Here is a 22,064-nt window from a genome sequence, read left to right on the forward strand (position 1 = left end):
AAGACGTAAGGGTAACGCACTGGGGGGCGCTGAGGCCAGCCTGTACAAAAAACCGGCAGCGGTATAAAGGTTTTTGTGTCGGGGTCGATACAGAAGGCATACCTATTGAGTCGGAGCTTGGATCATGTCTGTTATAGCTGCCTACAACCCTGCCATCCGCATTCCGACCGTCCCGGATGCAAAGCCTGCGGCTGAGGCCAAGGAAGCAGCGCCAGAGGTTGAAACCACCCATGCACCCAAAGTGGTGGAAGGTGTGACGGTGACTATTTCTGCCGATGCGTTCAAGGCGGCAGGTGCGGCCAAAAGCTCCAATGCGGATATCGATGACAGCGGCCTGGACGACAACGTCAAGCAGGTGCTGAAAATGATCCGTCAGTTGAAACAACAGATCGCCGAAAAACAGGCCGAGCTGGCGGCCGTTGCAGCGGCCAATAATCTTTCCCCTGAAGAGGCGCGCGCGAAAACCAGCGCGTTGCAGAGCGAGATCAGTTCTTTGCAGGCGGGCCTGATGTCGGCCCAGACATCACTCGCCAAGTCGATGAAAGGTATGAGTGCCGAGGATTCGATGAAAACCGCCTCACTGGCGATGTAATCAGATCACCCGTGAAAACCGTTGCCTGTTCTGGTGCTCCAGGTAGGCATCGAACACCATGCACACCGAACGCACCAGCAATCGCCCGGCCGGCAATACGCGAATGCACTGTGCGTCGAGTTCGATCAGGCCATCCTCGGCCATCGCCGTCAGTTGCGGCCAGATGTCGTCGAAATACCCACGAAAATCCATGTTGAAGGCCTGCTCGATCGTCTCGAATGCCAGGCTGAAATTGCAGATCAACTGCTGAATCACTTCCCGCCGCAACCGATCGTCCGTGGTGCAGACCAGGCCGCGACTGGTGGCCAGCTGCGCGCCGGCCAGGGTGTTCTGGTAGCCGTTGAGGTCGCTGCTGTTCTGGCAGTACAGGTCACCGATCTGGCTGATCGCCGACACGCCCAGCCCGATCAAATCGCAATGACCGTGGGTGGTGTAGCCCTGGAAGTTGCGTTGCAGGGTGCCTTCTTCCTGGGCGATGGCCAGTTCGTCGTCGGGCAGGGCGAAGTGGTCCATGCCGATGTAGCGGTAACCGGCCTGGGTCAGTTGCTCGATGGTGGTTTGCAGCATCAAGAGCTTTGACGCGGGGGAGGGGAGTTCATCCGTGTTGATGCGCCGCTGGGGCATGAAACGCTCCGGCAGATGCGCGTAGTTGAACACCGACAGGCGGTCCGGTTGCAGCCTGATCACTTCTTCTACAGTGCGCGCAAAATTGATCGGCGTTTGCTTGGGCAGGCCGTAGATCAGGTCGATATTGATCGAGCGAAATTGCAGGGTGCGCGCTGCATCGATCACCGCGCGGGTTTCCTCAAGGCTCTGCAGGCGATTCACCGCCCGTTGCACCTCGGGGTCTAGGTCTTGCAGGCCGATGCTCACGCGGTTGAAGCCGAGCTCACGCAGCAGGCCCATGGTGGCCCAGTCCGCTTCACGGGGGTCGATCTCGATGCCGTAGTCGCCGGAATCGTCATCCAGCAAATTGAAGTGCTGGCGCAGGCAGCCCATGACCTGGCGTAGTTCATCGTGGCTGAGAAAGGTCGGGGTGCCGCCGCCAAAATGCAGTTGCTCAACCCGCTGTTTCGGATCGAGATGGCAGGCCACCAGTTGGATCTCTTGCTCCAGGCGTTGCAGGTAGGCCTGGGCGCGGCCACGGTCCTTGGTAATGACCTTGTTGCAGGCGCAGTAGTAGCAGATGTTCGCGCAGAACGGCACATGCACATACAGCGACAACGGTCGCACGGCTTTGCGGCTGTCGCGCAGGGCGTGGAGCAGGTCGAAGGTGCCGACCTGGCTATCGAATTGTACGGCGGTGGGGTAGGACGTGTAGCGCGGTCCCGCCAGGTCGTAGCGGTGAATCAGATCGGTGTCCCAACGAATGGCGTCGAGCATGCGGGCGTTCCCCCGGATAGGCTAGTGGGCCGAGTCTAGGGGCGTGGCGCAGGTGCCATCTTGATTTGCATCAACGGGGAGCGGCGCTATGCCACATGGCGATTTAGTGGCCCATCAACCAGTGCTGATGAGGTCCGGGCAACGTCCAGATACCGAAGAGTATCACCAGCAAGCCACCAGTCATCCGCACGCTGCGTTTACGCAATAACGCCGTGACCCGCTCGGCGGCCAATCCTGTCGCCAGCAATACAGGCCAAGTCCCTAGCCCGAACGCCAGCATCAGCAACCCGCTGTCCAGCGCATTGCCCTGGCTCGCCGCCCACAGCAGGGTGCTGTAGACCAATCCGCACGGCAACCAGCCCCACAGCGCGCCCAGCAGCAAGGCGCGCGGCACGCTGGACACCGGCAGCAAACGGTTGGCGACGGGTTGTATATAGCGCCACAGGCCACGCCCGAGGCTTTCGATACGGGTCAGGCCGCTCCACCAGCCAGCCAGGTACAGGCCCATGCTGATCAACAGCAACCCGGCCAGTACGCGCATGAACATCGCCGCCGGGCTGTTGGCCACTGCCCAACCGGCCAGGCCGATCAACACGCCCGCAGCGGCATAGCTGAAGATGCGCCCCAGGTTGTACGCCAGCAGCAGTTGAAACCTGCGGCCGCGCTGTTCCTTGGGGATCGCCAGGGTCAGCGCGCCCATCAGCCCGCCGCACATGCCCAGGCAATGGCCACCGCCAAGCAGGCCGAGGATTAGCGCGGAGACCAGCAGTGGCGCCAGCTCAAGCATGGGGCGGGTCTTTCGGCGGTTGTTCGGCGTGGTTGGCCTCTTCGACGCCGGCCAGGTGGTTGGGGTCCTGGTCGTCGAACAGCACGCTATGGGCCGGGCCGTCGAGGTCGTCGTACTGGCCGCTGTCCACCGCCCAGAAGAAGATGTAGATGGCCACGCCCACTAACAGCAGCGCCGCCGGAATCATCACGTATAAAGCTGGCATCTGCACTCCATGGCCGTGCGGCTCACACCGGCAGCGGGCGGGTTACTGAGGGGGCTCGGGCCGTTGGCGCGCTCGGCAGGCGAGTCAGGCGCAGGGCATTGAGCACCACGGTCAACGAACTGAGGGACATGCCCACTGCGGCCCAGATCGGGGTGATCCAACCCAGGGCGGCAAACGGCAGCATAAGGCCATTGTACAGCCCGGCCCACAGCAGGTTTTCAATGATCACCCGACGGGTGCGCCGTGCCAGGGTAAAGGCTTGTACCAGGGCGTCCAGGCGGTTGGACAGCAACACCGCGTCGGCGCTGGTCTTGGCCAGGTCGGTAGCGGTGCCCATGGCCACGCTGATATCGGCGGCGGCGAGGACCGGCACATCGTTGACCCCGTCGCCGAGCATCAGCACCTTGCGGCCTTCCTTGTGCAGTTGTTGCAGCACGTGCAGCTTGTCATCGGGGCGCAAGCCGCCGTGGGCTTCGTCGATGCCCAGTTCGGCGGCGACGCTGGCGACCATCGGCGAACTGTCGCCGGACAGCAACAACGTGCGCCAGCCACGCGCCTTGCACGCAGCGAGCAAGGCCGGCGCGTCGCTGCGCAGGCGGTCGTCGAGGACGAACCAGGCCAGGGCGCCTTCGCGGTCGCCCAGGAGCAGCCATTGGCCAGAAAGCTCAGGCGCAGCTGGGGTTGGGCAACCACTGAGTTCACAGACGAAACCCGGTTGGCCAATGCGCAATACGCGCTCGCCGACACGCCCTTCAAGACCCAGCCCTGGCGAACTGATGACCTCATCGGCGGCCAGTGGCGCGCGGCCAAAAGCGCGGGCAATCGGGTGTTCGGAGCGGTTTTCCAGGGCGGCGGCGAGGCTAAGGCACAGGTCGGTGCTCAAGCTGCCCAGAGGGCGGATGGCCCGCAACGCCAGGCGCCCTTCGGTGAGGGTGCCGGTTTTGTCGAAAATCACCGTGTCGATCTGGTTCAAGCCTTCCAGCACATGGCCGCGCGTCAGCAGCAAGCCGAGTTTGTGCAGGGTGCCGGTGGCGGCAGTAAGGGCGGTGGGTGTGGCGAGGGACAGCGCACAGGGGCAGGTCGCCACCAGCATCGCCAGCACAATCCAGAACGCCCGCGACGCATCCAGCTCCCACCACAACAGGCCGATCAACGCGGCGGCGATCAGCGAGCACAGCAGGAACCACTGCGCGGCACGGTCGGCGATCTGCGCCAGGCGCGGTTTCTCGGCCTGGGCCCGTTCCAGCAGGCGCACGATGGCGGACAAGCGCGTGTCGTGGCCCAAGGCGCGCACTTCGACGGTCAGCGCGCCCTCGACGTTGAGGGTGCCTGCGGTGACCGCGTCGCCGGTCTGGCGCGGTTGCGGCAGGTATTCGCCAGTCAGCAGGGACTCATCGATGCTCGATTGCCCATCGAGGATCACGCCATCTGCTGGCAGCACGGCGCCAGGGTGGACCAATACGCGGTCGCCGAGTGCCAACTCAGGGAGAAGGATGCGCTCACTTTGGCCATCGGCTTTAAGGCGCAGGCATGAGGCGGGCAGTAAATTGACCAATTGCGCAGTGGCGGCCGCCGTGCGTTCGCGGGCGCGGCGCTCCAGGTAGCGACCGGCCAGCAGGAACAGCGCAAACATGCCCACCGCGTCGAAATACAATTCGCCCACGCCGGTGATCGCGGTCCAGATCCCCGCCAAGTAGGCACCGCCGATGGCCAACGACACCGAAACGTCCATGGTCAGGTGACGCGTGCGCAGGTCGCGCATGGCGCCTTTGAAAAACGGTGCGCAGCTGTAGAACACGATGGGCGTTGTAAGAAACATCGCCACCCAGCGCAGGATCACGTGCAGCTCCGGGCTCAGGTCGATATTGAATTCCGGCCAGGTGGCCATGGTTGCCATCATCGCCTGAAACCACAAGAGCCCGGCCACGCCCAGCTGGCGCAGGGCCAGGCGGTTTTCGCTGGCCAATTGCTCGGCGGCGCGGTCCGGCTGATAGGGGTGGGCGGCGTAGCCGATATGACGCAATTCGCTGAGCAGTTGGCTCAGCGGCAGTTGTCCGTCGGCCCAACGCACTTGCAGGCGATGGTTGGACAGGTTCAGCCGCGCCTCCGCCACGGCGGGCAGGCTGCGCAGGTGTTTTTCGATCAACCAGCCGCACGCAGCACAGCTGATGCCTTCCATCAACAGGGTGGCTTCGGCCAGTTCGCCTTCGTGGCGCACAAAGGGTTTTTGCACATCGGCGCGGTCGTACAGCGCCAACTCGTCCACCAGTTGCACCGGCAATGCCTCGGGGTTGGCCGAGGCTTCGCTACGGTGTTGGTAATAGCTTTCCAGGCCGCCGGCCACAATGGCTTCGGCCACCGCCTGGCAGCCTGGGCAACAGAGCTCGCGGCGTTCGCCGAGGATCACTGCGGTGAAGCGGCTGCCCGGCGGAACGGGCAGGGCGCAGTGGTAGCAGGGGATTGGGCTGGTCATGGCGCTGCTATTTTTTCAGGTCTTCAGCACCCTGCAACGGTTCATCGCCCAGCAGCAAGTCCTTGTCGTGGCTGACCTGTTCTTCTTCGAACATGCGCCAAGTGCGGTCGCCTTCGACGCCGAGCAATTCGACGAAGCGACGGCCTTCGACCTTGTCAGTGACCTGGCCGATGTAGCGGCCGGGTTCGCTGTCGCTGCGGGCCAGGTTGATCTTGCGATCCTTCTCCGGCTGCGTCGGGGAAATCAGGTTCAATTCCAGGGTGGTCGGGTTGCTGTTGCCGGTGAGGTTCACTTCGACTTCACCGGTCAGCTCATCCAGGTGCACCTTGGCGCGCAGTTGCAGGGTCTGGGCCAGCAGTTCGCGGTCCAGGGAGCGGTTGATGCCTTTGCCGGCCTCGTAGTAGTTGTCGTTGACCAGGTTGTCCGGGTTGTTCACCGCGATGGTCACCATGGACAGGGTCAAGGTCACCGAACAGGCCAGGATCCCAATGATGATCCAGGGCCAGAGGTGCTTGTACCAGGGGCTTGCGGCAGTGGCTACGGACATGGTTCTGCTCTCTTCTAACGAACTTGTGGGCCGATGAATCGGCTCTTGGCTTCAATATGGACGCTGGCGTCATCGGCATCGGTGAGGATGAATTTCACCTCGTTGGTGCTCGACGGCAGTTGTTCTGGCGCACTCGACAGCTCCACCGGCATGCTGACGATATCGCCGGCGGCCACCCTGATTTCGCGGCGGCCTTGCAGCTTGAGGTCGGGCAAGCCTGCGGCGTCGAGCACGTAGGTGTGGTCGCGCTGGTCCTTGTTCATGATCTTCAGGCTGTAGACGTTTTCGATGCGGCCTTCGGCGTTTTCGCGGTACAGCACGCGGTCCTTGCTCACGTCGAAACCCACCAGCGAGCGCATAAAGAACGCGGCCACCAACAGGCTGATCATCGCCAGCAGCACCAATGCATAACCAATCAGGCGCGGGCGCAGCTTGTGGGTTTTCTGCCCCGACAGGTTGTGCTCGGTGGTGTAGCTGATCAGGCCGCGTGGGTACTCCATCTTGTCCATGATGTTGTCGCAGGCGTCGATGCACGCGGCGCAGCCGATGCACTCGATCTGCAGGCCGTCGCGGATGTCGATACCGGTCGGGCACACCTGCACGCACATCGTGCAGTCGATGCAATCGCCGAGGCCCTGGGCCTTGTAGTCGACGCCTTTTTTGCGCGGGCCACGCAGTTCACCACGGCGCGGATCGTAGGAAACGATCAGGGTGTCCTTGTCGAACATCACGCTCTGGAAACGCGCGTACGGGCACATGTAGATGCACACCTGTTCGCGCAGCCAGCCGGCGTTGCCGTAGGTGGCGAGGGTGAAGAAACCCACCCAGAAATATGACCAGCCATCGGCCTGGCCCGTGAAGAAGTCGAACACCAGTTCGCGGATCGGCGAGAAATAGCCGACAAAGGTCATGCCGGTGACAAAACCGATCAGCAGCCACAGGGTGTGCTTGCTGAATTTGCGCAGGAATTTATTGGCGCCCATGGGGGCCTTGTCGAGCTTGATGCGCTGGTTGCGGTCGCCTTCGGTGACCTTTTCGCACCACATGAAGATCCACGTCCACACGCTTTGCGGGCAGGTATAACCGCACCACACGCGCCCGGCGTACACGGTGATAAAGAACAGGCCAAATGCCGCGACGATAAGAATGCCCGAGAGCAGGATGAAATCCTGGGGCCAGAAAGTCGCGCCGAAAATAAAGAATTTACGCTCCGGCAGGTTCCACCACACGGCCTGGTGGCCACCCCAGTTCAGCCACACGGTGCCGAAGTAAAGCAGGAACAGACCGGCACCGCCGAGCATACGCAGATTGCGGAACAGGCCGGTGAAGGCGCGGGTGTAGATCTTCTCTCGCGAGGCGTAGAGGTCGACAGTTTTGGCAGGCGGGGTAACGTCATGTACCGGTATTTGGTCGCTCATCATTGCATCCCACGGCGGTGGAGATTTGCCTCGGCCAGTACGTGCCAACCGGGGTCAAATTAGGGGTGTTGCAGTGGCCTAATGATACGCCCCCGATGCTGTGCAAAGGGTGCGACCTTTGGTCGCGTTGGGGGAAATCAATTGATGGTGTACGTGATCTGGATCAATTGACTTGGGAAGTATGGCCGGTTTTGGTGAGTAAGCAGGTCATTCGTCCCACGGATTGATCAGTGGGACGCCGCTGGATTTGAAATCACTGATGTTGCGCGTCACGACGGTCAGCCCGTGAACCAGAGCGGTAGCGGCGATCAGTGCATCACTTTCATTGGTCCGGTCAGGCACATGCAGATGTGCACAACGCAGGGCGACTGCGGTATCCACCGGCAGAATCCTGGAATCAAAAGCGGGCATTACATGGCGCTTGAGCCAAGTTCTTAGCACCTTGCCTTGTACCGGGTCTCGGCGCTCGATACGCAATACCCCGGTCTCCAATTCTTTAAGCGTTATCGCAGAAATAAACATGCGCGCAGCGATGACACTTTTTGCCCATGCGACCACCTTTGCATCGGCATGGGGTTTGCGAAGTTCAGAAATAACGTTGGTGTCGAGTAGGTACATCAAGAGAGGTCCACAGGTCGATGAGTGATCACGCCGCGTTCGGTTTCGAAGTCGATATCGGCCGCTTCTGGCATCACTAGCAGATCAACGATGTCGGCATTGAGCCCTGTCAGTTTCTGGTAGTCCTCAATGCTTAGCAGTACATGGGCCGGCTTGCCGCGATCAGTGATAAAAACCGGCCCTTGGCGAGCTGCTTTTTTGGCACCACTTGTGTCTTGGTTGAATTCGCGGCTGGAAATGGTGGTGATGGTCATGGGGTGCTCCCCCTTCGTTAGACTGGATGTAGTTACGTTACTACTTGGCTGTCACAAACCGCAAGTGTGAGGCTACAAGTGGTAGTGGGTTCCTGCTGACATAACCCCGAGAGCCAGAATGAACAAAGCCCCGCCAGCTTTCGCTGCGCGGGGCTTTGATGTTTCGAGGGCTTACTGCTCTTCAGCCTTCTTATCCCCATGGGACAAGCTGTACACATACGCCGCGAGCAAGTGCACCTTGTCATTGCCTTGCAGTTGTTCCTGCGCCGGCATCTGGCCCTGGCGGCCCCAACGGATGGTCTGTTGCAGTTGGGCGAAGCTGGAACCGTAGATGAACGCACCGGGGTGGGTCAGGTCAGGCGCACCCATGGCAGGGGTGCCTTTGCCGGCCGGACCGTGGCAGGCCACGCAGTTGGCGGCGAAGAGTTTCTCGCCGTTGGCCACATCGGCTTTCACGCCTTCGGGCAGCTTGCGGCCGTCGAGGTTGGTCACCACGAACGCGGCGACGTCGCTGACGCCTTGTTCCTTGAGGATATCCAGCCAGGCCGGCATCACGGCATGGCGGCCCTTCATGATGGTTTCCTTGATGGTGGCGGGCTCGCCACCCCAGCGCCAGTCGGCGTCGGTCAGGTTGGGGAAGCCATAGGCGCCTTTGGCGTCGGAACCGTGGCACACCGAGCAGTTGGAGGCGAACAGGCGGCCGCCCATTTTCAAGGCTTGCGGGTCCTTGGCCACTTCTTCAATCGGCATCGACGCGAATTTGGCGAAGATCGGGCCGAACTTGGCGTCCGACTTGGCCATTTCCTTTTCCCATTCGTGTACGCCGGTCCAGCCGGTCTGGCCGTTGGCGAAGGGGATTTGCTTTTCGGTGTCGAGGTAGTTGTAGCCCGGCAGCAGGCCTTTCCAGTTGCCCAGGCCGGGGTACAGCGCCAGGTAGCCGAGGGCGAAGATGATGGTGCCGACGAACAGCATGAACCACCATTTCGGAAGTGGGTTGTCGTACTCCTCAATGCCGTCGAACGAGTGGCCGACGGTCTCGTCGGTTTGCTCGGCGCGCTGGCCCTTGCGGGTCGACAGCAGCAGCCAGGTCAGGGCGAAGATGGTACCCAGACTGAGGACTGTGACGTACAGACTCCAGAACGTAGTCATTCTTTGTTACTCCTAGAAGCTTGCTCGACGTGCTTGATGGCTTCGGGATCATCCGCAAAGGGCAGCAAGGTCGCGTCTTCAAACTCCGACTTGCGCTTGGGGCTGAACACCCACAACGCCAGGCCGATAAAGGCCACCATCACCACAACGGTGCCCAGGCCACGAATCATCCCGATATCCATGAAGAATCACCGTTTGCTTTTGATGATGGTGCCCAGGCCTTGCAGGTAGGCCACCAATGCGTCCATTTCGGTCTTGCCCTTCACGGCTGCGGCTGCACCGGCGATGTCTTCGTCGGTGTAGGGCACGCCCAGGGTGCGCAAGACTTCCATCTTCTTCGCGGTGTCCTTGCCGTCGAGCTTGTTTTCCACGAGGAACGGGTACGCCGGCATTTTCGACTCAGGCACCACGTTGCGCGGGTTGTACAAGTGCGCACGTTGCCAGTCATCGGAGTAACGACCGCCGACACGGGCCAGGTCCGGGCCGGTGCGCTTGGAACCCCACAGGAACGGGTGGTCCCACACGCTTTCGCCAGCGACCGAGTAGTGACCGTAGCGTTCGGTCTCGGCGCGGAACGGGCGGATCATCTGCGAGTGGCAGCCGACACAGCCGTTGGCGATGTAGACGTCGCGTCCTTCCAGTTCAAGGGCGGTGCGCGGCTTCATGCCTTCGACCGGCTTGTTGGTCACGTCCTGGAAAAACAGCGGAACGATCTGGGTCAGGCCGCCGATACTCACGGCGATGACCATGAAGAAGGCCAGCAGGCCGATATTCTTCTCGACTACTTCATGCTTCATCAGTGGGCTCCCACAACGGCGATCTTGGCGGCGGCTTCGGCTTCTGCAGGGTCGGAGGCACGCACGGTGCGCCAGACGTTGTAGGCCATGAACAGCATGCCGGCGGCAAAGAACGCACCGCCCAGGGCGCGGACGATGTAGCCCGGGTGGCTGGCTTGCAGCGCTTCGACGAAGGAGTAGGTGAGGGTGCCGTCATCGTTGATCGCCCGCCACATCAGACCCTGGGTGATGCCGTTGACCCACATCGAGGCGATGTAGAGCACGGTGCCGATGGTGGCCAGCCAGAAGTGCGTGTTGATCAGCGCGACGCTGTGCATCTGCGCACGGCCGAACAGTTTGGGGATCATGTGGTACAGCGCGCCGATGGAAATCATCGCCACCCAACCCAGCGCCCCGGCGTGTACGTGGCCGATGGTCCAGTCGGTGTAGTGGGACAGCGAGTTGACGGTCTTGATCGCCATCATCGGCCCTTCAAAGGTCGACATGCCGTAGAACGCCAGCGACACCACCAGAAAGCGCAGGATCGGGTCAGTGCGCAATTTATGCCACGCGCCCGACAGGGTCATCATGCCGTTGATCATGCCGCCCCAGCTCGGGGCCAGCAGAATGATCGACATCGCCATGCCCAGCGACTGCGCCCAATCCGGCAGCGCGGTGTAGTGCAAGTGGTGCGGACCTGCCCAGATGTACAGGGTGATCAGCGCCCAGAAGTGCACGATGGACAAACGATACGAGTAAATAGGACGTTCGGCCTGTTTGGGCACGAAGTAGTACATCATCCCCAGGAAACCGGTGGTCAGGAAGAAACCCACGGCGTTGTGGCCGTACCACCACTGGATCATCGCATCCGTGGCCCCGGCGTAGGCCGAGTAGGACTTGAACAGGCTCACCGGCAACGACGCGTGGTTGACGATGTGCAGCATCGCCGTCACCAGGATGAAGGCGCCGTAGAACCAGTTGCCCACGTAGATGTGCTTGGTCTTGCGCTTGACGATGGTGCCGAAGAACACCACGGCGTAGGTCACCCATACGATGGCAAGCAAAATGGCGATCGGCCATTCCAGCTCGGCGTATTCCTTGGTGGTGGTGTAGCCCAGGGGCAGGGTGACGATGGCGCTCACGATGACGGCTTGCCAACCCCAGAAGGTGAAGGCCGCGAGGCTGTCGGAGATCAGTCGCGTCTGGCAGGTTCGCTGCACGACATAGTAAGAGGTGGCAAACAATGCACAGCCACCGAAGGCGAAGATCACCAGGTTGGTGTGCAGCGGGCGCAGGCGGCCAAAGGTCGTCCATGGCAAACCGAAATTCAATTCCGGCCAAACCAGTTGCGAGGCGATGAACACCCCGAGCCCCATGCCAAGGATCCCCCAGACCACCGTCATGATGGCGAACTGGCGGACTACCTTATAGTTATAAGCAGTCGGACTGATTGCTGTGCTCATTCTAAGGTTCCACGGTTTAGGTTTTTTTATAGGTAAAATCGGCCGCAAGTATGTAGAAAGCGAGGGGCCATTGCAACGCAATGGCTGACCTGTATCAATGCGTTCCACGCCAGATTCTGCGCCCTTTCCATGTTTGGCGTAAGGACAAAATCCGAAATCGAAAGCTGATCGAGTGGACAGGAAAATTTTGGGGTCGCAACGAATGCCGTCGCGTACGCCAGGATTGGTCCGCTGTGGGAACAAGCGTAGACCCGAAAGTGAGGAGGGGAAAGTTGTGCTTTGGAAGGGTGCGACACTTGGTCGCTAGCCAGGTAGAGCGGCTGCCCCAGGTTGGGGCAGCGCTCAGCGGTTACTCAGGCTGGCTTTCTGGCGTTGCGCCATCAGCGTTGTGGGACAGGCTGTAAACATAGGCGGCCAACAAGTGCACCTTGTCGTTGCCTTGCAGCACTTCCTGCGCCGGCATCTGGCCTTGACGGCCGTGGCGGATGGTTTGCTGCAACTGCGCGAGACTGGTGCCGTAGATGTAGCCGGCCGGCTTGGTCAGGTCAGGTGCGCCCATGGCTTCCATGCCGTGGCCTTCCGGACCGTGGCAGGCGACACAGGTGGTGTTGAACGCTGCTTTGCCGGCGGCCAGGTCGGCGCTGTTGTCGGCGGGCAACGGTAGCTTGGCCATATCGTGGCGCACATAAGCGGCGACGTTTTTCACACCGTCGTCGCCGAGCATGTCACCCCAGGCCGGCATCGCCGCGTGGCGGCCGTTCAGGATGGTGGTCTTGATCGCTTCGGCCGAGCCGCCCCAGCGCCAGATATTGTCCGCCAGGTTCGGGAAACCAAACGCGCCCTTGGCATCCGAGCCGTGGCACACCGCGCAGTTGGAGGCGAACAGGCGACCGCCCATTTTCAGCGCTTGCGGGTCCTTGGCCACTTCTTCCACGGGCATGGCCGAGAATTTGGCGAAGATCGGCCCGAACTTGGCGTCGGCCTTGGCCATTTCCTTGTCCCATTCCTTGGTCTGGGTCCAGCCGTCTTCATAGCCCGGCAACACGCCTTTCCAGTTGCCCAGGCCCGGGTAGAGGATCAGGTAGCCGACCGCAAACACTAGGGTGCCGGCGAACAGCATGAACCACCACTGGGGCAGCGGGTTGTCGTATTCCTCGATCCCGTCGAAGGCGTGGCCCATGGTCTGGTCGACGCTGCCCTTGGTCTCGCCCTTACGGGTGCCGACCAAGAGCCAGGTCAGGCCGATCAGGCTGCCGAGGGTCAGTACGCAGATCCATGTACTCCAGAATAGGGTCATGGCCGAGTGCTCCTTATTGCAGGCTCTTCTTGAGCGTCGGATGGAGAAGGTTCATCGGCGAAGGGCAGCAGGCGTGCCTGCTCGAATTCCGCATTGCGCCGGTTGTTGAACACCCACAGCGACAGGCCGATAAAGGCGATGGCGACCACCAGCGTGCCGAGGCCGCGGATGGTGCCCGCATCGAATTCAAATCCCATGGCTCACCTCTTGCTCTTGATGGCAGTGCCGAGCACTTGCAGGTACGCAACCAGCGCGTCCATCTCGGTCTTGCCCTTGAGGCTGGCGACGGCGCCACTGATGTCGTCGTCGGTGTACGGCACGCCGAGGGTGCGCATCACCTTCAACTTGGTCTCGGTGTGGCTGCTGTCGACGGCGGCGGTGACCAGCCACGGGTAGGCCGGCATTTTCGACTCGGGCACCACGTTGCGCGGGTTGTACAAGTGCGCGCGGTGCCAGTCGTCCGAGTAGCGCGCGCCCACGCGGGCCAGGTCCGGGCCGGTACGCTTGGAGCCCCACAGGAACGGGTGGTCCCACACGCTTTCGCCGGCGACCGAGTAGTGGCCGTAGCGTTCGGTCTCGGCGCGGAACGGGCGGATCATCTGCGAGTGGCACTGTACGCAGCCTTCGCGGATGTAGATGTCACGGCCTTCCAGTTGCAGTGCGGTGTAGGGCTTCATGCCTTCCACCGGCTTGTTGGTCACGTCCTGGAAGAACAGCGGGACGATCTGGGTCAGGCCGCCGATGCTCACGGCCAGCACCATGAGCAGCATCAGCAGGCCGACGTTCTTTTCAATCGTTTCGTGTTTCATCACAGACTCCTCAGGCCAGCTGCGCAGTGGTAGTGGCTTCGACGGGCTGCGCCGAACGCACGGTGCGCCAGGTGTTGTAAGCCATCAGGAACATGCCGCAGAGGAACACCGCGCCGCCCACCAACCGCACGATGAAGCCAGGGTGGCTGGCCACCAGGGTTTCGACGAAGGAGTAGGTCAAGGTGCCGTCTTCGTTGACCGCACGCCACATCAGGCCCTGGGCGATACCGTTGACCCACATCGAGGCGATGTAGAGCACGGTGCCGATGGTGGCCAGCCAGAAGTGCGCGTTGATCAGGCCGAGGCTGTACATCTGCTCGCGACCGAAGACTTTCGGGATCATGTGGTACAGCGCGCCGATGGAGATCATCGCCACCCAACCCAGCGCGCCGGCGTGTACGTGGCCGATGGTCCAGTCGGTGTAGTGGGAGAGGGCGTTGACGGTCTTGATCGCCATCATCGGGCCTTCGAACGTCGACATGCCGTAGAACGCCAGGGACACCACGAGGAAGCGCAGGATCGGGTCGCTGCGCAACTTATGCCAGGCGCCCGACAAGGTCATCATGCCGTTGATCATGCCGCCCCAGCTCGGCGCCAGCAGCACCAGCGACATCACCATGCCCAGGGATTGTGCCCAGTCCGGCAGCGCGGTGTAGTGCAAGTGGTGTGGGCCCGCCCAGATGTACAGGGTGATCAGCGCCCAGAAGTGCACGATGGACAAGCGATAGGAATACACCGGACGCTCGGCCTGCTTGGGCACGAAGTAGTACATCATCCCCAAGAAGCCGGCGGTGAGGAAAAAGCCTACCGCGTTATGCCCATACCACCACTGCACCATGGCATCCGTCGCACCGCCGTAGAGGGAGTAGGACTTGGTCAGGCTGACCGGGATTTCCAGGTTGTTGACGATATGCAGGATGGCCACGGTGATGATGAACGCACCGAAGAACCAGTTACCGACGTAGATGTGCTTGGTGTTGCGCTTCATCACCGTGCCGAAGAACACGATGGCGTAGGCCACCCAGACAATGGTGATGAGGATGTCGATCGGCCATTCCAGCTCGGCGTATTCCTTGGAACTGGTGTAGCCCAGTGGCAAGGAGATGGCAGCCAACAGGATGACCAGCTGCCAGCCCCAGAAGCAGAACGCGGCGATTTTCGGCGCGAACAGCTGGGTTTGGCAGGTGCGTTGCACCGAGTAGAAGGAGCTGGCGAACAGCGCGCAGCCGCCGAAGGCGAAGATCACCGCGTTGGTGTGCAACGGGCGCAGGCGGCCGAAGCTGGTCCACGGCAAGTCGAAGTTGAGTGCAGGCCAGACCAATTGGGCGGCGAGAAAAACCCCGAGCCCCATGCCGACGATGCCCCACACCACCGTCATAATGGCGAATTGGCGGACCACCTTGTAGTTATAGGCGGTACTTAATGTAGTGTTCATGGTTCCCCATCCACGGTTCAACCCAAGCCAATGCGGCACTTGGGCTGGAGTTATAGGCAGACTAAAAAGCGAGGCAAGCATGGGCAAAGAGCACAAGGCCAGTATTGACGGGGATCAATGGGCGCAGTGTGTGCGGGACCGCGGCTGGTTGTGGGATGTCGCGGCGGACGTAGCAGGAGGTACACCTGTGACGCTGATCCTGGCCCACGGTGCCGGTGCACCGATGGACTCATCCTTTATGAACGACATGGCTGCACGCCTTGCCGGGCATGGCGTCAACGTATTGCGCTTCGAATTTCCCTACATGGCCCAGCGCCGTGTCGACGGCGGCAAACGCCCACCCAACCCGGCGCCGAAACTGCTGGAAACCTGGCGCGAGGTGGTGGCCGAGGTGCGACGTCATGTCGCTGGGAAGCTGGCGATTGGCGGCAAGTCCATGGGCGGGCGCATGGCCAGTTTGCTGGCGGATGAAGTGGGCGCGGACGGGTTGGTGTGCCTGGGGTATCCGTTTTATGCGGTGGGTAAACCGGAGAAGCCGAGGACTGAGCATCTGGCTGGGTTGAAGACGCCGACCTTGATTGTGCAGGGCGAGCGGGATGCTTTGGGCAATCGGGCGGCGGTGGAGGGGTATGCGTTGTCGCCGAGCATCGAGGTGATGTGGCTGGTGGCGGGGGATCATGACTTGAAGCCGTTGAAGGCGTCGGGGTTCAGCCATGAGCAACATCTGGAGGCTGCGGCGGTGAGAGTGGCTGAATTTCTCGGCGGCTGTTAGGGCCTCTTCGCGAGCAAGCCCGCTCCCACATTCGACCGCATTCCAAGGGATGTGCGCGGTTAAATGTGGGAGCGGGCTTGCTCGCGAAAGCGGTCTACCGGTTAAAACGCTCGACCAGGGAGTACTGGGTATTGGCTGTGTGAGTCAATTCTTCACTTAACTGCGCCGAGTTCAACGCCTGCTCCGACGTCTGATCCGCCAGCAATGCAATGGTGCTGATGTTACGGCTGATCTCTTCGGCCACCGAGCTTTGCTCTTCAGTTGCCGCCGCGATCTGCGTGGTCATGTCGGTGATATGCGCCACCGCCTCACTGATGCCCACCAGCGCCTGATCCGCCTCCATCACCCGCGCCACACCTTCTTCAGCCTGGCGGTGCCCGGCGTCCATGGTTTGCACGGCGGCGGCGGCAGTCTGTTGCAGCTTGGCGATCAGGGCGTGGATCTGCCCGGTCGATTCAGCTGTGCGTTGCGCCAGTTGACGGACTTCGTCCGCGACCACCGCAAAACCACGACCCATCTCGCCGGCACGTGCCGCTTCAATGGCCGCGTTCAGTGCCAGCAGGTTGGTCTGGTCGGCAATGCCCTTGATCACGTCGACCACGCCGCCGATCTCATCACTGTCCTTGGCCAGTTGGGTCACGGTCACGCCGGTCTCACCCACTGCGACGGACAGACGCTGAATCGCCTCGCGGGTTTCCCCGGCGATATCGCGGCCGCGACCGGTCAGGCGGTTGGCCTCTTGGGTCGCATCGGCGGTACGTTGAACGTGGCTGGCGACTTCCTGGGTAGTGGCTGCCATCTGGTTGACGGCAGTCGCCACCTGCTCAGTCTCGACGCGCTGGCGTTCCAGGCCACTGGAGCTGTTATGCGCCAGGGTGTTGGATTGCGCGGCTTGGTCGTTCAGGTGTTCGGCAGTGTCCTGCAAGCGCGTCAGGCAGGTCTTCAGACGGGCTTCCTGGCTGAGGATCGACATCTCCAGCCGCGCCTGGGCGCCACGGCTGTCGGTGTACATCTGCGCGATCAACGGGTCGGAGGTGGTCTGTTCGGCCAGGCGCAGCAAGCGCTTGAGGCCGCGCTGTTGCCAGCTCAAGCCCAGCAGGCCCAGCGGCACCGACAGCCCCGCCGCCAGGGCAAAGCCCCATTGGGAGGTGAGGGTGGCGCCGATCATGAAGCTCAACTGGCTCACCAGGATAAACGGCAGCCAGTCCTGCAACACCGGCAGCCACTTGTCCCGCTGAGGGATTGCTGACTTGCCTTGGTTGATGCGGTGGTAGAGCGCTTCGGCCCGGCGGATCTGCTCGGCGGTGGGCTTGATGCGCACCGATTCGTAGCCGACCACCTGGTTGCCTTCGAAAACCGGCGTTACATAGGCGTTGACCCAGTAGTGGTCACCGGTCTTGCAGCGATTCTTGACAATGCCCATCCATGGCAAGCCTTGTTTGAGCGTCGACCACATGTGCGCGAACACCGCCGCCGGAACGTCCGGATGACGGACCAGGTTGTGCGGGGCACGCACCAGTTCGTCGCGGGAGAACCCACTGATTTCGACGAAGGCGTCGTTGCAGTAGGTGATCACGCCTTTGGCATCTGTGGTGGAGATCAACCGTTGCTGAGCGGGGAAGGTACGTTCGCGCTGGGTAACGGGTTGGTTATTACGCATGATTGTTCAATCCGCAAGGCTTTCAGGGGGTATCGGCAGCTACAGGCGGTTATTTAACTTATTTTTGCAATAATCCATCGCTGCCGAAGGCCTCTTCGCTGATGAGGGGGCACTCAGCCCCACAAGGAAGCAGCCATCAGTTCGGCAGCCACGGGGTACCTGCAAGGTGAAATAAACCAGTCCAGGCGCAAAAACGCCCAACGCTTGATCGTCACATAGCGTTGAAGGAGCCGGCCCGGGGTTTTCACCACCAAGGGGGTGCTGAGCACGTCCAGCGCCATGTTGCGCTGGATAAGCGTGCGAGAGTAGTTCTCTTTGAACGAGTCTCTGTTGATGGAGGCAAGGCTCAGTCTTTCCAGGGCTTGTAGCGCGCTGTCGGTGTCGCCGGGCTCAAACACACAGGCGTTGGCGATCTTGGCTTTGGTGAACTGCTTGGCGTAGCCGGCCAACCCCGCCAGGATCGGCTTGCCGGTAGCGGCGTATTCAAACAGTTTGGAAGGCAGGACCCGGCGGAAAGACTTGAAGGTATTGAGGTGCAGGAAAAGGATGTCCGCCTGCCGATAGAATTCGATAAGGTTGGACCGCCTCGTCGGCGCAATCAGCTCGACGTTGGTGACATTCTGGGCCGCCAGGGCGCTGCGCAGTTTGCCCGCACTGCCGCCATCGCCGATCACGTAGAACTGAGCCGTGTGCGACAACTTCAGGGCCAACGTCGGCAGGATATGCTCAAGGCCTTGGCCAGCCCCAATATTGCCTGCGTACACGATCTTGAGCCGGGCTGCGCTGGTCGCCGTTTTTTCCAGGTTTACCAGTGGTTGCAGGAACAGATCATCGACGCCATTGGTGTACGTCGAGAATGTCAGGTTCGGGTAGCGTTCGAAGAAGTAATCCTCAAACCCTGGGGAAATCAGGTTTACCCGGCTCGCCTGGCGGATCGTGAAACGCTCCACCCATGAGAAGAGCAAGGTCCCCGCTCGGCCAAACCTGCTGGGGAAAAGCTCCGGTAGGGTGTCGACGAAAATATCCCGGATATCCAGATACAACGGAGTCCTGGTTCTGAACGCTATCGCCGCGGCAAGTGCGGCGGTCATCAGGCGCGACGAAGACGCCACAATCAAGTCGTAGTCCTGACCTTTGACGGCGTTGCTTACGCCTCGGGCATAGGTGGCAAATGCCCGGGCTTGATCGGCAATCCCACTTTTGTGAATGGGCAGGGGAATGCGTCGAATCGTCAGGCGAGCGCTTTCCTGAAAGATATCGGCCTGGGTGTTGTACGAGTGATACCGGTTGGGTTGCGTGGTGAGTACGTCGATCTGCAACTCGCTACTGCCGTGCGCCAGCAACGCCTTGACCAATGCTTCGACGCGAAACGAGCCTGCCGCCAGATCCGGCGGGTAATAGAAACTCAGGAGCAGAACGCGCCGGATTACGGGCATGTGGCGCAGTGCTCGCGTTCCAGGACTTTTTGGTAGAGGTCCAGCAGCTGGTGTTCCTGTTGTTCCCAATTCAATTGCGCAGCGGCTTGAGCCGCATGGTTGGCGAATGCCTTGCGCAATGTCGCATCACTGCTCAAGCGATTGATTGCCGCGCTCAAGGCCTCATCGTCGCGATCACGGACGAGCAAGCCGATGTCGTGGGCCCTGACAATGCGTCGGATTTCCGGAAAGTCCGTCGCCACCACGGGCAGGCCGGCAATCAAGTATTCGAAGAGTTTGTTCGAGTCGGTAGTGAAGTGGTTCAGGCAGGTATTTTCAATGGGCTGCACCCCAATGTCCGCCGACGCCGTATAGCTGGGAAGATCAGCCAGGGAGACTGTCGGGATAAAATGCACCTGCTCCGTCAGGCCCAGTTCCTGGCTGAGCGCGGTCAAGGGCTTGGCCAGGCGGCCGCCCCCGATAAACACGAAGTAAGTGTTGGGCACGGTGGCCGCCACTCGCACCAACCGTTCGAGACCACGCCCCTGCTGCAATCCCCCTTGGTAGACCACCACCGGCCATGGTTGCGTCAAGCCGAGCTCTTCGCGAATACGTGCGCTGGCGGGGCTGCTGGTGAAGCGTGGTCGATTTTGCAGCACCACGGGGCGAGGTATCCCGTAGGCCCGGGCAAAGAACTTGGCGCGCGCATCGGTCGTCGTGATGGTGCCTTGGACCCTGGGCATCAATGTCCGCTCCACGCGGGCAACCAGGCCACGAAAACTGTTGTAGCCCTCGCGGCTGGTGCTGATTTCGTGGGCGTCATACACCACTTTCGCACCGCTCAGCCTGGCGGCCAGCCAGGCAGTGGGCAGGGTATTGACGTCATGGGCATGGACGACCGTTGCACGGTGGCAAGCGACTCGCGCAAGCAGGCCCAAATGTGTCCACAGTCGGGCAACAATGCGCAGGACTTGCCTGGCCGGGCTCAGGCGGCCGATGGCGCCACTGCCAACTGCCGAGACAGGCGCTGCTGTGCCGGACTTGCGCAGCTTCCAGAGCGGGCTGCGTGCCACGCGAACCACGTGAGTTCCGTTTTCCAGGGTTTCTTTTTCCAGGGTGACGCCGGGCGTGTGCAAGGCAAACACCGTCACTTGGTAACCGGCGGACTGGAGCGTCTGGGCTTCCTTCAACACGCGTGCGTCGTTGCGGAATTCATTCCAGACGATCATGGCGATACGGGGCACTGTAAAGTCTCCTGGGCTACCGGCATTGTCAGTTGGTGATAGGTGTTCATAATGTCCGGGAGCAGTTGGGCGGCATAAATGAAGTGCTGTCTGATCAAAAATCTGTCGAGTGCGCAGAGTAGTACCGACAGTTTGAAGAGGGAGAACGAAATGTGAGCCATGTCCCCACGCGTTGTTTTGACTTCTTCAAAAAGGAACGGTAGCCGTTCAAGTTCTTTCGGGGACGTGGGCCAACCTGCCCCTACAGGTTCCAGGCTCCATAAGCCCCAGTGACTTACGATGATTTCCCCGCTGGAGTTCTCAAGCAGATGGTCTTTTCCAATATCAAAATTGGCCACCTGCAAGGGAATACCCTTTATTAAGCCAAGAATATTCGCCCTGTCATCAAGAAACGCTTTCAGGCTGCTGGCATAGCACGTCATGTTGGAAGCCACGCTGAAACTGTGCAGTGACTGAGCGCTGAGGCGCTCCCAGATCAGAGGGTGAGAACGCGAGAAAAGCTTGAATAAATCCACGCCGGGCGAGGTGCACATCAAACGCTTAAGTGCTTGGCGAGTGGGCTCTTTAGTGTTGAGTGGATCGCACTTTTTAATACTGTCCCATTCAAAGAGGTGGCAGTGAAACCTTCCCATGATAACGGCGCCAATGAATGGGAGTGTGGGCAAGTGTTCAGGATTTGAATGTGCAAACAACGTGGCTTCGTTAATAGCGAAAGTGCTTCTGTTGGTGTTGAAGATTTTTATCAGAAATTGCCGTGTCGATGATCCGGGCTGTTTTTTTGCAGAAACTTCAAATGCGGCTACATCATGCACGCCGACTTGATGCCAGAGCACGCTTGATACGGTGTATGTGTCCCCTGTCACGCTGGACAATAAGGACTCAATAAGCGGGATTTTGGTTTCTTCCCCAAAGTACTCCCAAAACCCATCGTTGTCAGGGGGGGTGTGGGCAGGTATTTTATGCGAGTGAAAAAAAAGAGCGGAAACTTGAAGTTTTTGTGCGAAGAGTTGGGTCGTGTCCTGCAAAAGCAGAGCGACACGCTGCATGAGTTGGCGAGTCAGTAGAAGACTGATGAGTGCAGCGAAAACCTGCGGAGGGTCATCATCCAGAAAGTCATAAGCCATGAAGCCAAAAGCAGCCAGGAAGCAAAGAGACGCAACGGTACTAGGCGTTTCATTGATGACATTTTGAATTTTTTTGTGCAGTGTTTTCTGCGTTGCTTGAGTGAGAAAGTAGCCGGCTATGAGTGCAGTCCACAATAGGATGATTGCGAGCATCAGGTCGTTGTACAACAGCCCTAGCAAAAATATGGTAAAGGCGACAAAAACGACACTTGCCAGGCTACGGGTGAATCGTAAATAGGCACGGTTCGCAACGAACGTTTGTTCCTGAAATAAAACCATCTTGCTGCTGTTGGCGAGCAAACTCTGTGATCCAGCGTCCGTCAGGGTTTTGATGAGCTTCTCGGATGTAAGATGGAGAAAGTACGCTATCGCTGTTGAACAGCTGAGTATCAGAAAGAGTGTATCTCGTCCGAGCACTTTGAGCGTCTCGGGGAAATAGGCTGGGATATCGGGCGAACCTATCAATAGGATGGCCTTCAGTGGCAAAAATGATGCCGCTAAAAGAGTCATTTGCGATGCCAAGGTCAGCGCAATTAGCGTGAGCGTGTAACCAGGTACTATGCGAGCCATTTTTAGCGAGACCGAATAATACCAGCGTAATGATTTGATGGGGCTGATAGTGTTGGGGGACATTAAAAAGGCT

General features: G+C 60.3%; 22 protein-coding genes. 2 read left to right on the top strand and 20 right to left on the bottom strand.

Annotated elements, in window-relative coordinates; translation table 11 throughout:
• Positions 1-124: 124 nt before the first annotated feature.
• A complete protein-coding gene (locus HX812_RS13855) occupies positions 125-592 on the top strand; it encodes a hypothetical protein (protein ID WP_080642402.1) in 468 nt (155 codons plus the stop codon).
• On the opposite strand, the gene hemN is transcribed toward HX812_RS13855, so the two are convergent.
• The 16 genes from hemN to ccoN (HX812_RS13935) form a co-directional block, all read right to left on the bottom strand.
• Positions 593-1,975, bottom strand: coding sequence for an oxygen-independent coproporphyrinogen III oxidase (gene hemN, locus HX812_RS13860; RefSeq protein ID WP_177128236.1), 1,383 nt, complete (start codon positions 1,973-1,975; stop codon positions 593-595).
• A 103-nt stretch (positions 1,976-2,078) separates the two neighbouring features.
• A complete protein-coding gene (locus tag HX812_RS13865) occupies positions 2,079-2,762 on the bottom strand; it encodes a sulfite exporter TauE/SafE family protein (RefSeq protein WP_038847970.1) in 684 nt (227 codons plus the stop codon).
• Positions 2,755-2,967 (bottom strand): cbb3-type cytochrome oxidase assembly protein CcoS, encoded by a 213-nt coding sequence (gene ccoS / locus HX812_RS13870; RefSeq protein WP_038847971.1) that lies wholly within the window; start codon positions 2,965-2,967, stop codon positions 2,755-2,757. The genes HX812_RS13865 and ccoS overlap by 8 nt, the downstream gene beginning before the upstream one ends.
• Before the next feature lie 22 nt (positions 2,968-2,989).
• Positions 2,990-5,440 carry a heavy metal translocating P-type ATPase gene (locus HX812_RS13875; RefSeq protein ID WP_038847973.1) on the bottom strand — a complete coding sequence of 817 codons (2,451 nt, stop codon included), beginning with the start codon at positions 5,438-5,440 and terminating at the stop codon, positions 2,990-2,992.
• 7 nt (positions 5,441-5,447) lie between these two features.
• Positions 5,448-5,987 (bottom strand): FixH family protein, encoded by a 540-nt coding sequence (locus tag HX812_RS13880; RefSeq protein WP_015885303.1) that lies wholly within the window; start codon positions 5,985-5,987, stop codon positions 5,448-5,450.
• Between the two features lie 14 nt (positions 5,988-6,001).
• Positions 6,002-7,405, bottom strand: a complete 1,404-nt coding sequence (gene ccoG, locus HX812_RS13885; RefSeq protein ID WP_038847975.1) for a cytochrome c oxidase accessory protein CcoG — start codon at positions 7,403-7,405, stop codon at positions 6,002-6,004.
• 207 nt (positions 7,406-7,612) lie between these two features.
• Positions 7,613-8,023 carry a type II toxin-antitoxin system VapC family toxin gene (locus HX812_RS13890; RefSeq protein ID WP_038847976.1) on the bottom strand — a complete coding sequence of 137 codons (411 nt, stop codon included), beginning with the start codon at positions 8,021-8,023 and terminating at the stop codon, positions 7,613-7,615.
• The gene (locus HX812_RS13895; RefSeq protein WP_038847979.1) at positions 8,023-8,277 is read right to left on the bottom strand and encodes a type II toxin-antitoxin system Phd/YefM family antitoxin; all 255 of its coding nucleotides are present in this window, start codon (positions 8,275-8,277) and stop codon (positions 8,023-8,025) included. Before HX812_RS13895 ends, HX812_RS13890 begins: the two co-directional genes overlap by 1 nt.
• A gap of 171 nt (positions 8,278-8,448) precedes the next feature.
• Positions 8,449-9,426 carry a cytochrome-c oxidase, cbb3-type subunit III gene (ccoP, locus tag HX812_RS13900; RefSeq protein WP_038847980.1) on the bottom strand — a complete coding sequence of 326 codons (978 nt, stop codon included), beginning with the start codon at positions 9,424-9,426 and terminating at the stop codon, positions 8,449-8,451.
• Positions 9,423-9,608 (bottom strand): CcoQ/FixQ family Cbb3-type cytochrome c oxidase assembly chaperone, encoded by a 186-nt coding sequence (locus HX812_RS13905; protein WP_003175465.1) that lies wholly within the window; start codon positions 9,606-9,608, stop codon positions 9,423-9,425. The genes ccoP (HX812_RS13900) and HX812_RS13905 overlap by 4 nt, the downstream gene beginning before the upstream one ends.
• 6 nt (positions 9,609-9,614) lie before the next feature.
• Entirely contained in the window at positions 9,615-10,223 is a 609-nt protein-coding gene (gene ccoO, locus HX812_RS13910; RefSeq protein WP_003193167.1) for a cytochrome-c oxidase, cbb3-type subunit II, read from the bottom strand.
• The gene (gene ccoN / locus HX812_RS13915) at positions 10,223-11,665 is read right to left on the bottom strand and encodes a cytochrome-c oxidase, cbb3-type subunit I (RefSeq protein WP_016979311.1); all 1,443 of its coding nucleotides are present in this window, start codon (positions 11,663-11,665) and stop codon (positions 10,223-10,225) included. Before ccoN (HX812_RS13915) ends, ccoO (HX812_RS13910) begins: the two co-directional genes overlap by 1 nt.
• 349 nt (positions 11,666-12,014) lie before the next feature.
• Positions 12,015-12,962, bottom strand: coding sequence for a cytochrome-c oxidase, cbb3-type subunit III (ccoP, locus tag HX812_RS13920; protein WP_038847984.1), 948 nt, complete (start codon positions 12,960-12,962; stop codon positions 12,015-12,017).
• Positions 12,959-13,159 carry a cbb3-type cytochrome c oxidase subunit 3 gene (locus HX812_RS13925; RefSeq protein WP_010208563.1) on the bottom strand — a complete coding sequence of 67 codons (201 nt, stop codon included), beginning with the start codon at positions 13,157-13,159 and terminating at the stop codon, positions 12,959-12,961. Before HX812_RS13925 ends, ccoP (HX812_RS13920) begins: the two co-directional genes overlap by 4 nt.
• Positions 13,160-13,162: 3 nt before the next feature.
• Complete coding sequence (gene ccoO, locus HX812_RS13930; protein ID WP_038847986.1) at positions 13,163-13,771, bottom strand: cytochrome-c oxidase, cbb3-type subunit II; 609 nt, start codon at positions 13,769-13,771, stop codon at positions 13,163-13,165.
• Between the two features lie 10 nt (positions 13,772-13,781).
• The gene (gene ccoN, locus HX812_RS13935; protein WP_016979314.1) at positions 13,782-15,206 is read right to left on the bottom strand and encodes a cytochrome-c oxidase, cbb3-type subunit I; all 1,425 of its coding nucleotides are present in this window, start codon (positions 15,204-15,206) and stop codon (positions 13,782-13,784) included.
• Positions 15,207-15,285: 79 nt separating this feature from the next.
• Between ccoN (HX812_RS13935) and HX812_RS13940 the strand changes: the two genes are divergently transcribed.
• The gene (locus HX812_RS13940) at positions 15,286-15,978 is read left to right on the top strand and encodes an alpha/beta family hydrolase (RefSeq protein WP_038847990.1); all 693 of its coding nucleotides are present in this window, start codon (positions 15,286-15,288) and stop codon (positions 15,976-15,978) included.
• A 94-nt stretch (positions 15,979-16,072) separates the two neighbouring features.
• Here HX812_RS13940 and HX812_RS13945 read toward each other — a convergent pair whose 3' ends face one another.
• The 4 genes from HX812_RS13945 to HX812_RS13960 all read right to left on the bottom strand — a co-directional run bounded on the left by HX812_RS13945 (position 16,073) and on the right by HX812_RS13960 (position 22,054).
• Positions 16,073-17,638, bottom strand: coding sequence for a PAS domain-containing methyl-accepting chemotaxis protein (locus HX812_RS13945; protein ID WP_038847993.1), 1,566 nt, complete (start codon positions 17,636-17,638; stop codon positions 16,073-16,075).
• A gap of 113 nt (positions 17,639-17,751) precedes the next feature.
• The gene (locus HX812_RS13950) at positions 17,752-19,074 is read right to left on the bottom strand and encodes a glycosyltransferase family 4 protein (RefSeq protein ID WP_080642403.1); all 1,323 of its coding nucleotides are present in this window, start codon (positions 19,072-19,074) and stop codon (positions 17,752-17,754) included.
• Positions 19,065-20,297: a glycosyltransferase family 4 protein gene (locus HX812_RS13955; RefSeq protein WP_038847994.1), complete on the bottom strand. Its 1,233-nt coding sequence runs from the start codon at positions 20,295-20,297 to the stop codon at positions 19,065-19,067. Before HX812_RS13955 ends, HX812_RS13950 begins: the two co-directional genes overlap by 10 nt.
• A complete protein-coding gene (locus HX812_RS13960) occupies positions 20,279-22,054 on the bottom strand; it encodes a hypothetical protein (RefSeq protein ID WP_038847995.1) in 1,776 nt (591 codons plus the stop codon). The genes HX812_RS13955 and HX812_RS13960 overlap by 19 nt, the downstream gene beginning before the upstream one ends.
• Positions 22,055-22,064 lie beyond the last annotated feature (10 nt).

The sequence above is a fragment of the Pseudomonas sp. IPO3749 genome (assembly GCF_013386605.1).
GTDB classification, from domain to species: Bacteria; Pseudomonadota; Gammaproteobacteria; order Pseudomonadales; family Pseudomonadaceae; genus Aquipseudomonas; species Aquipseudomonas azotoformans_A.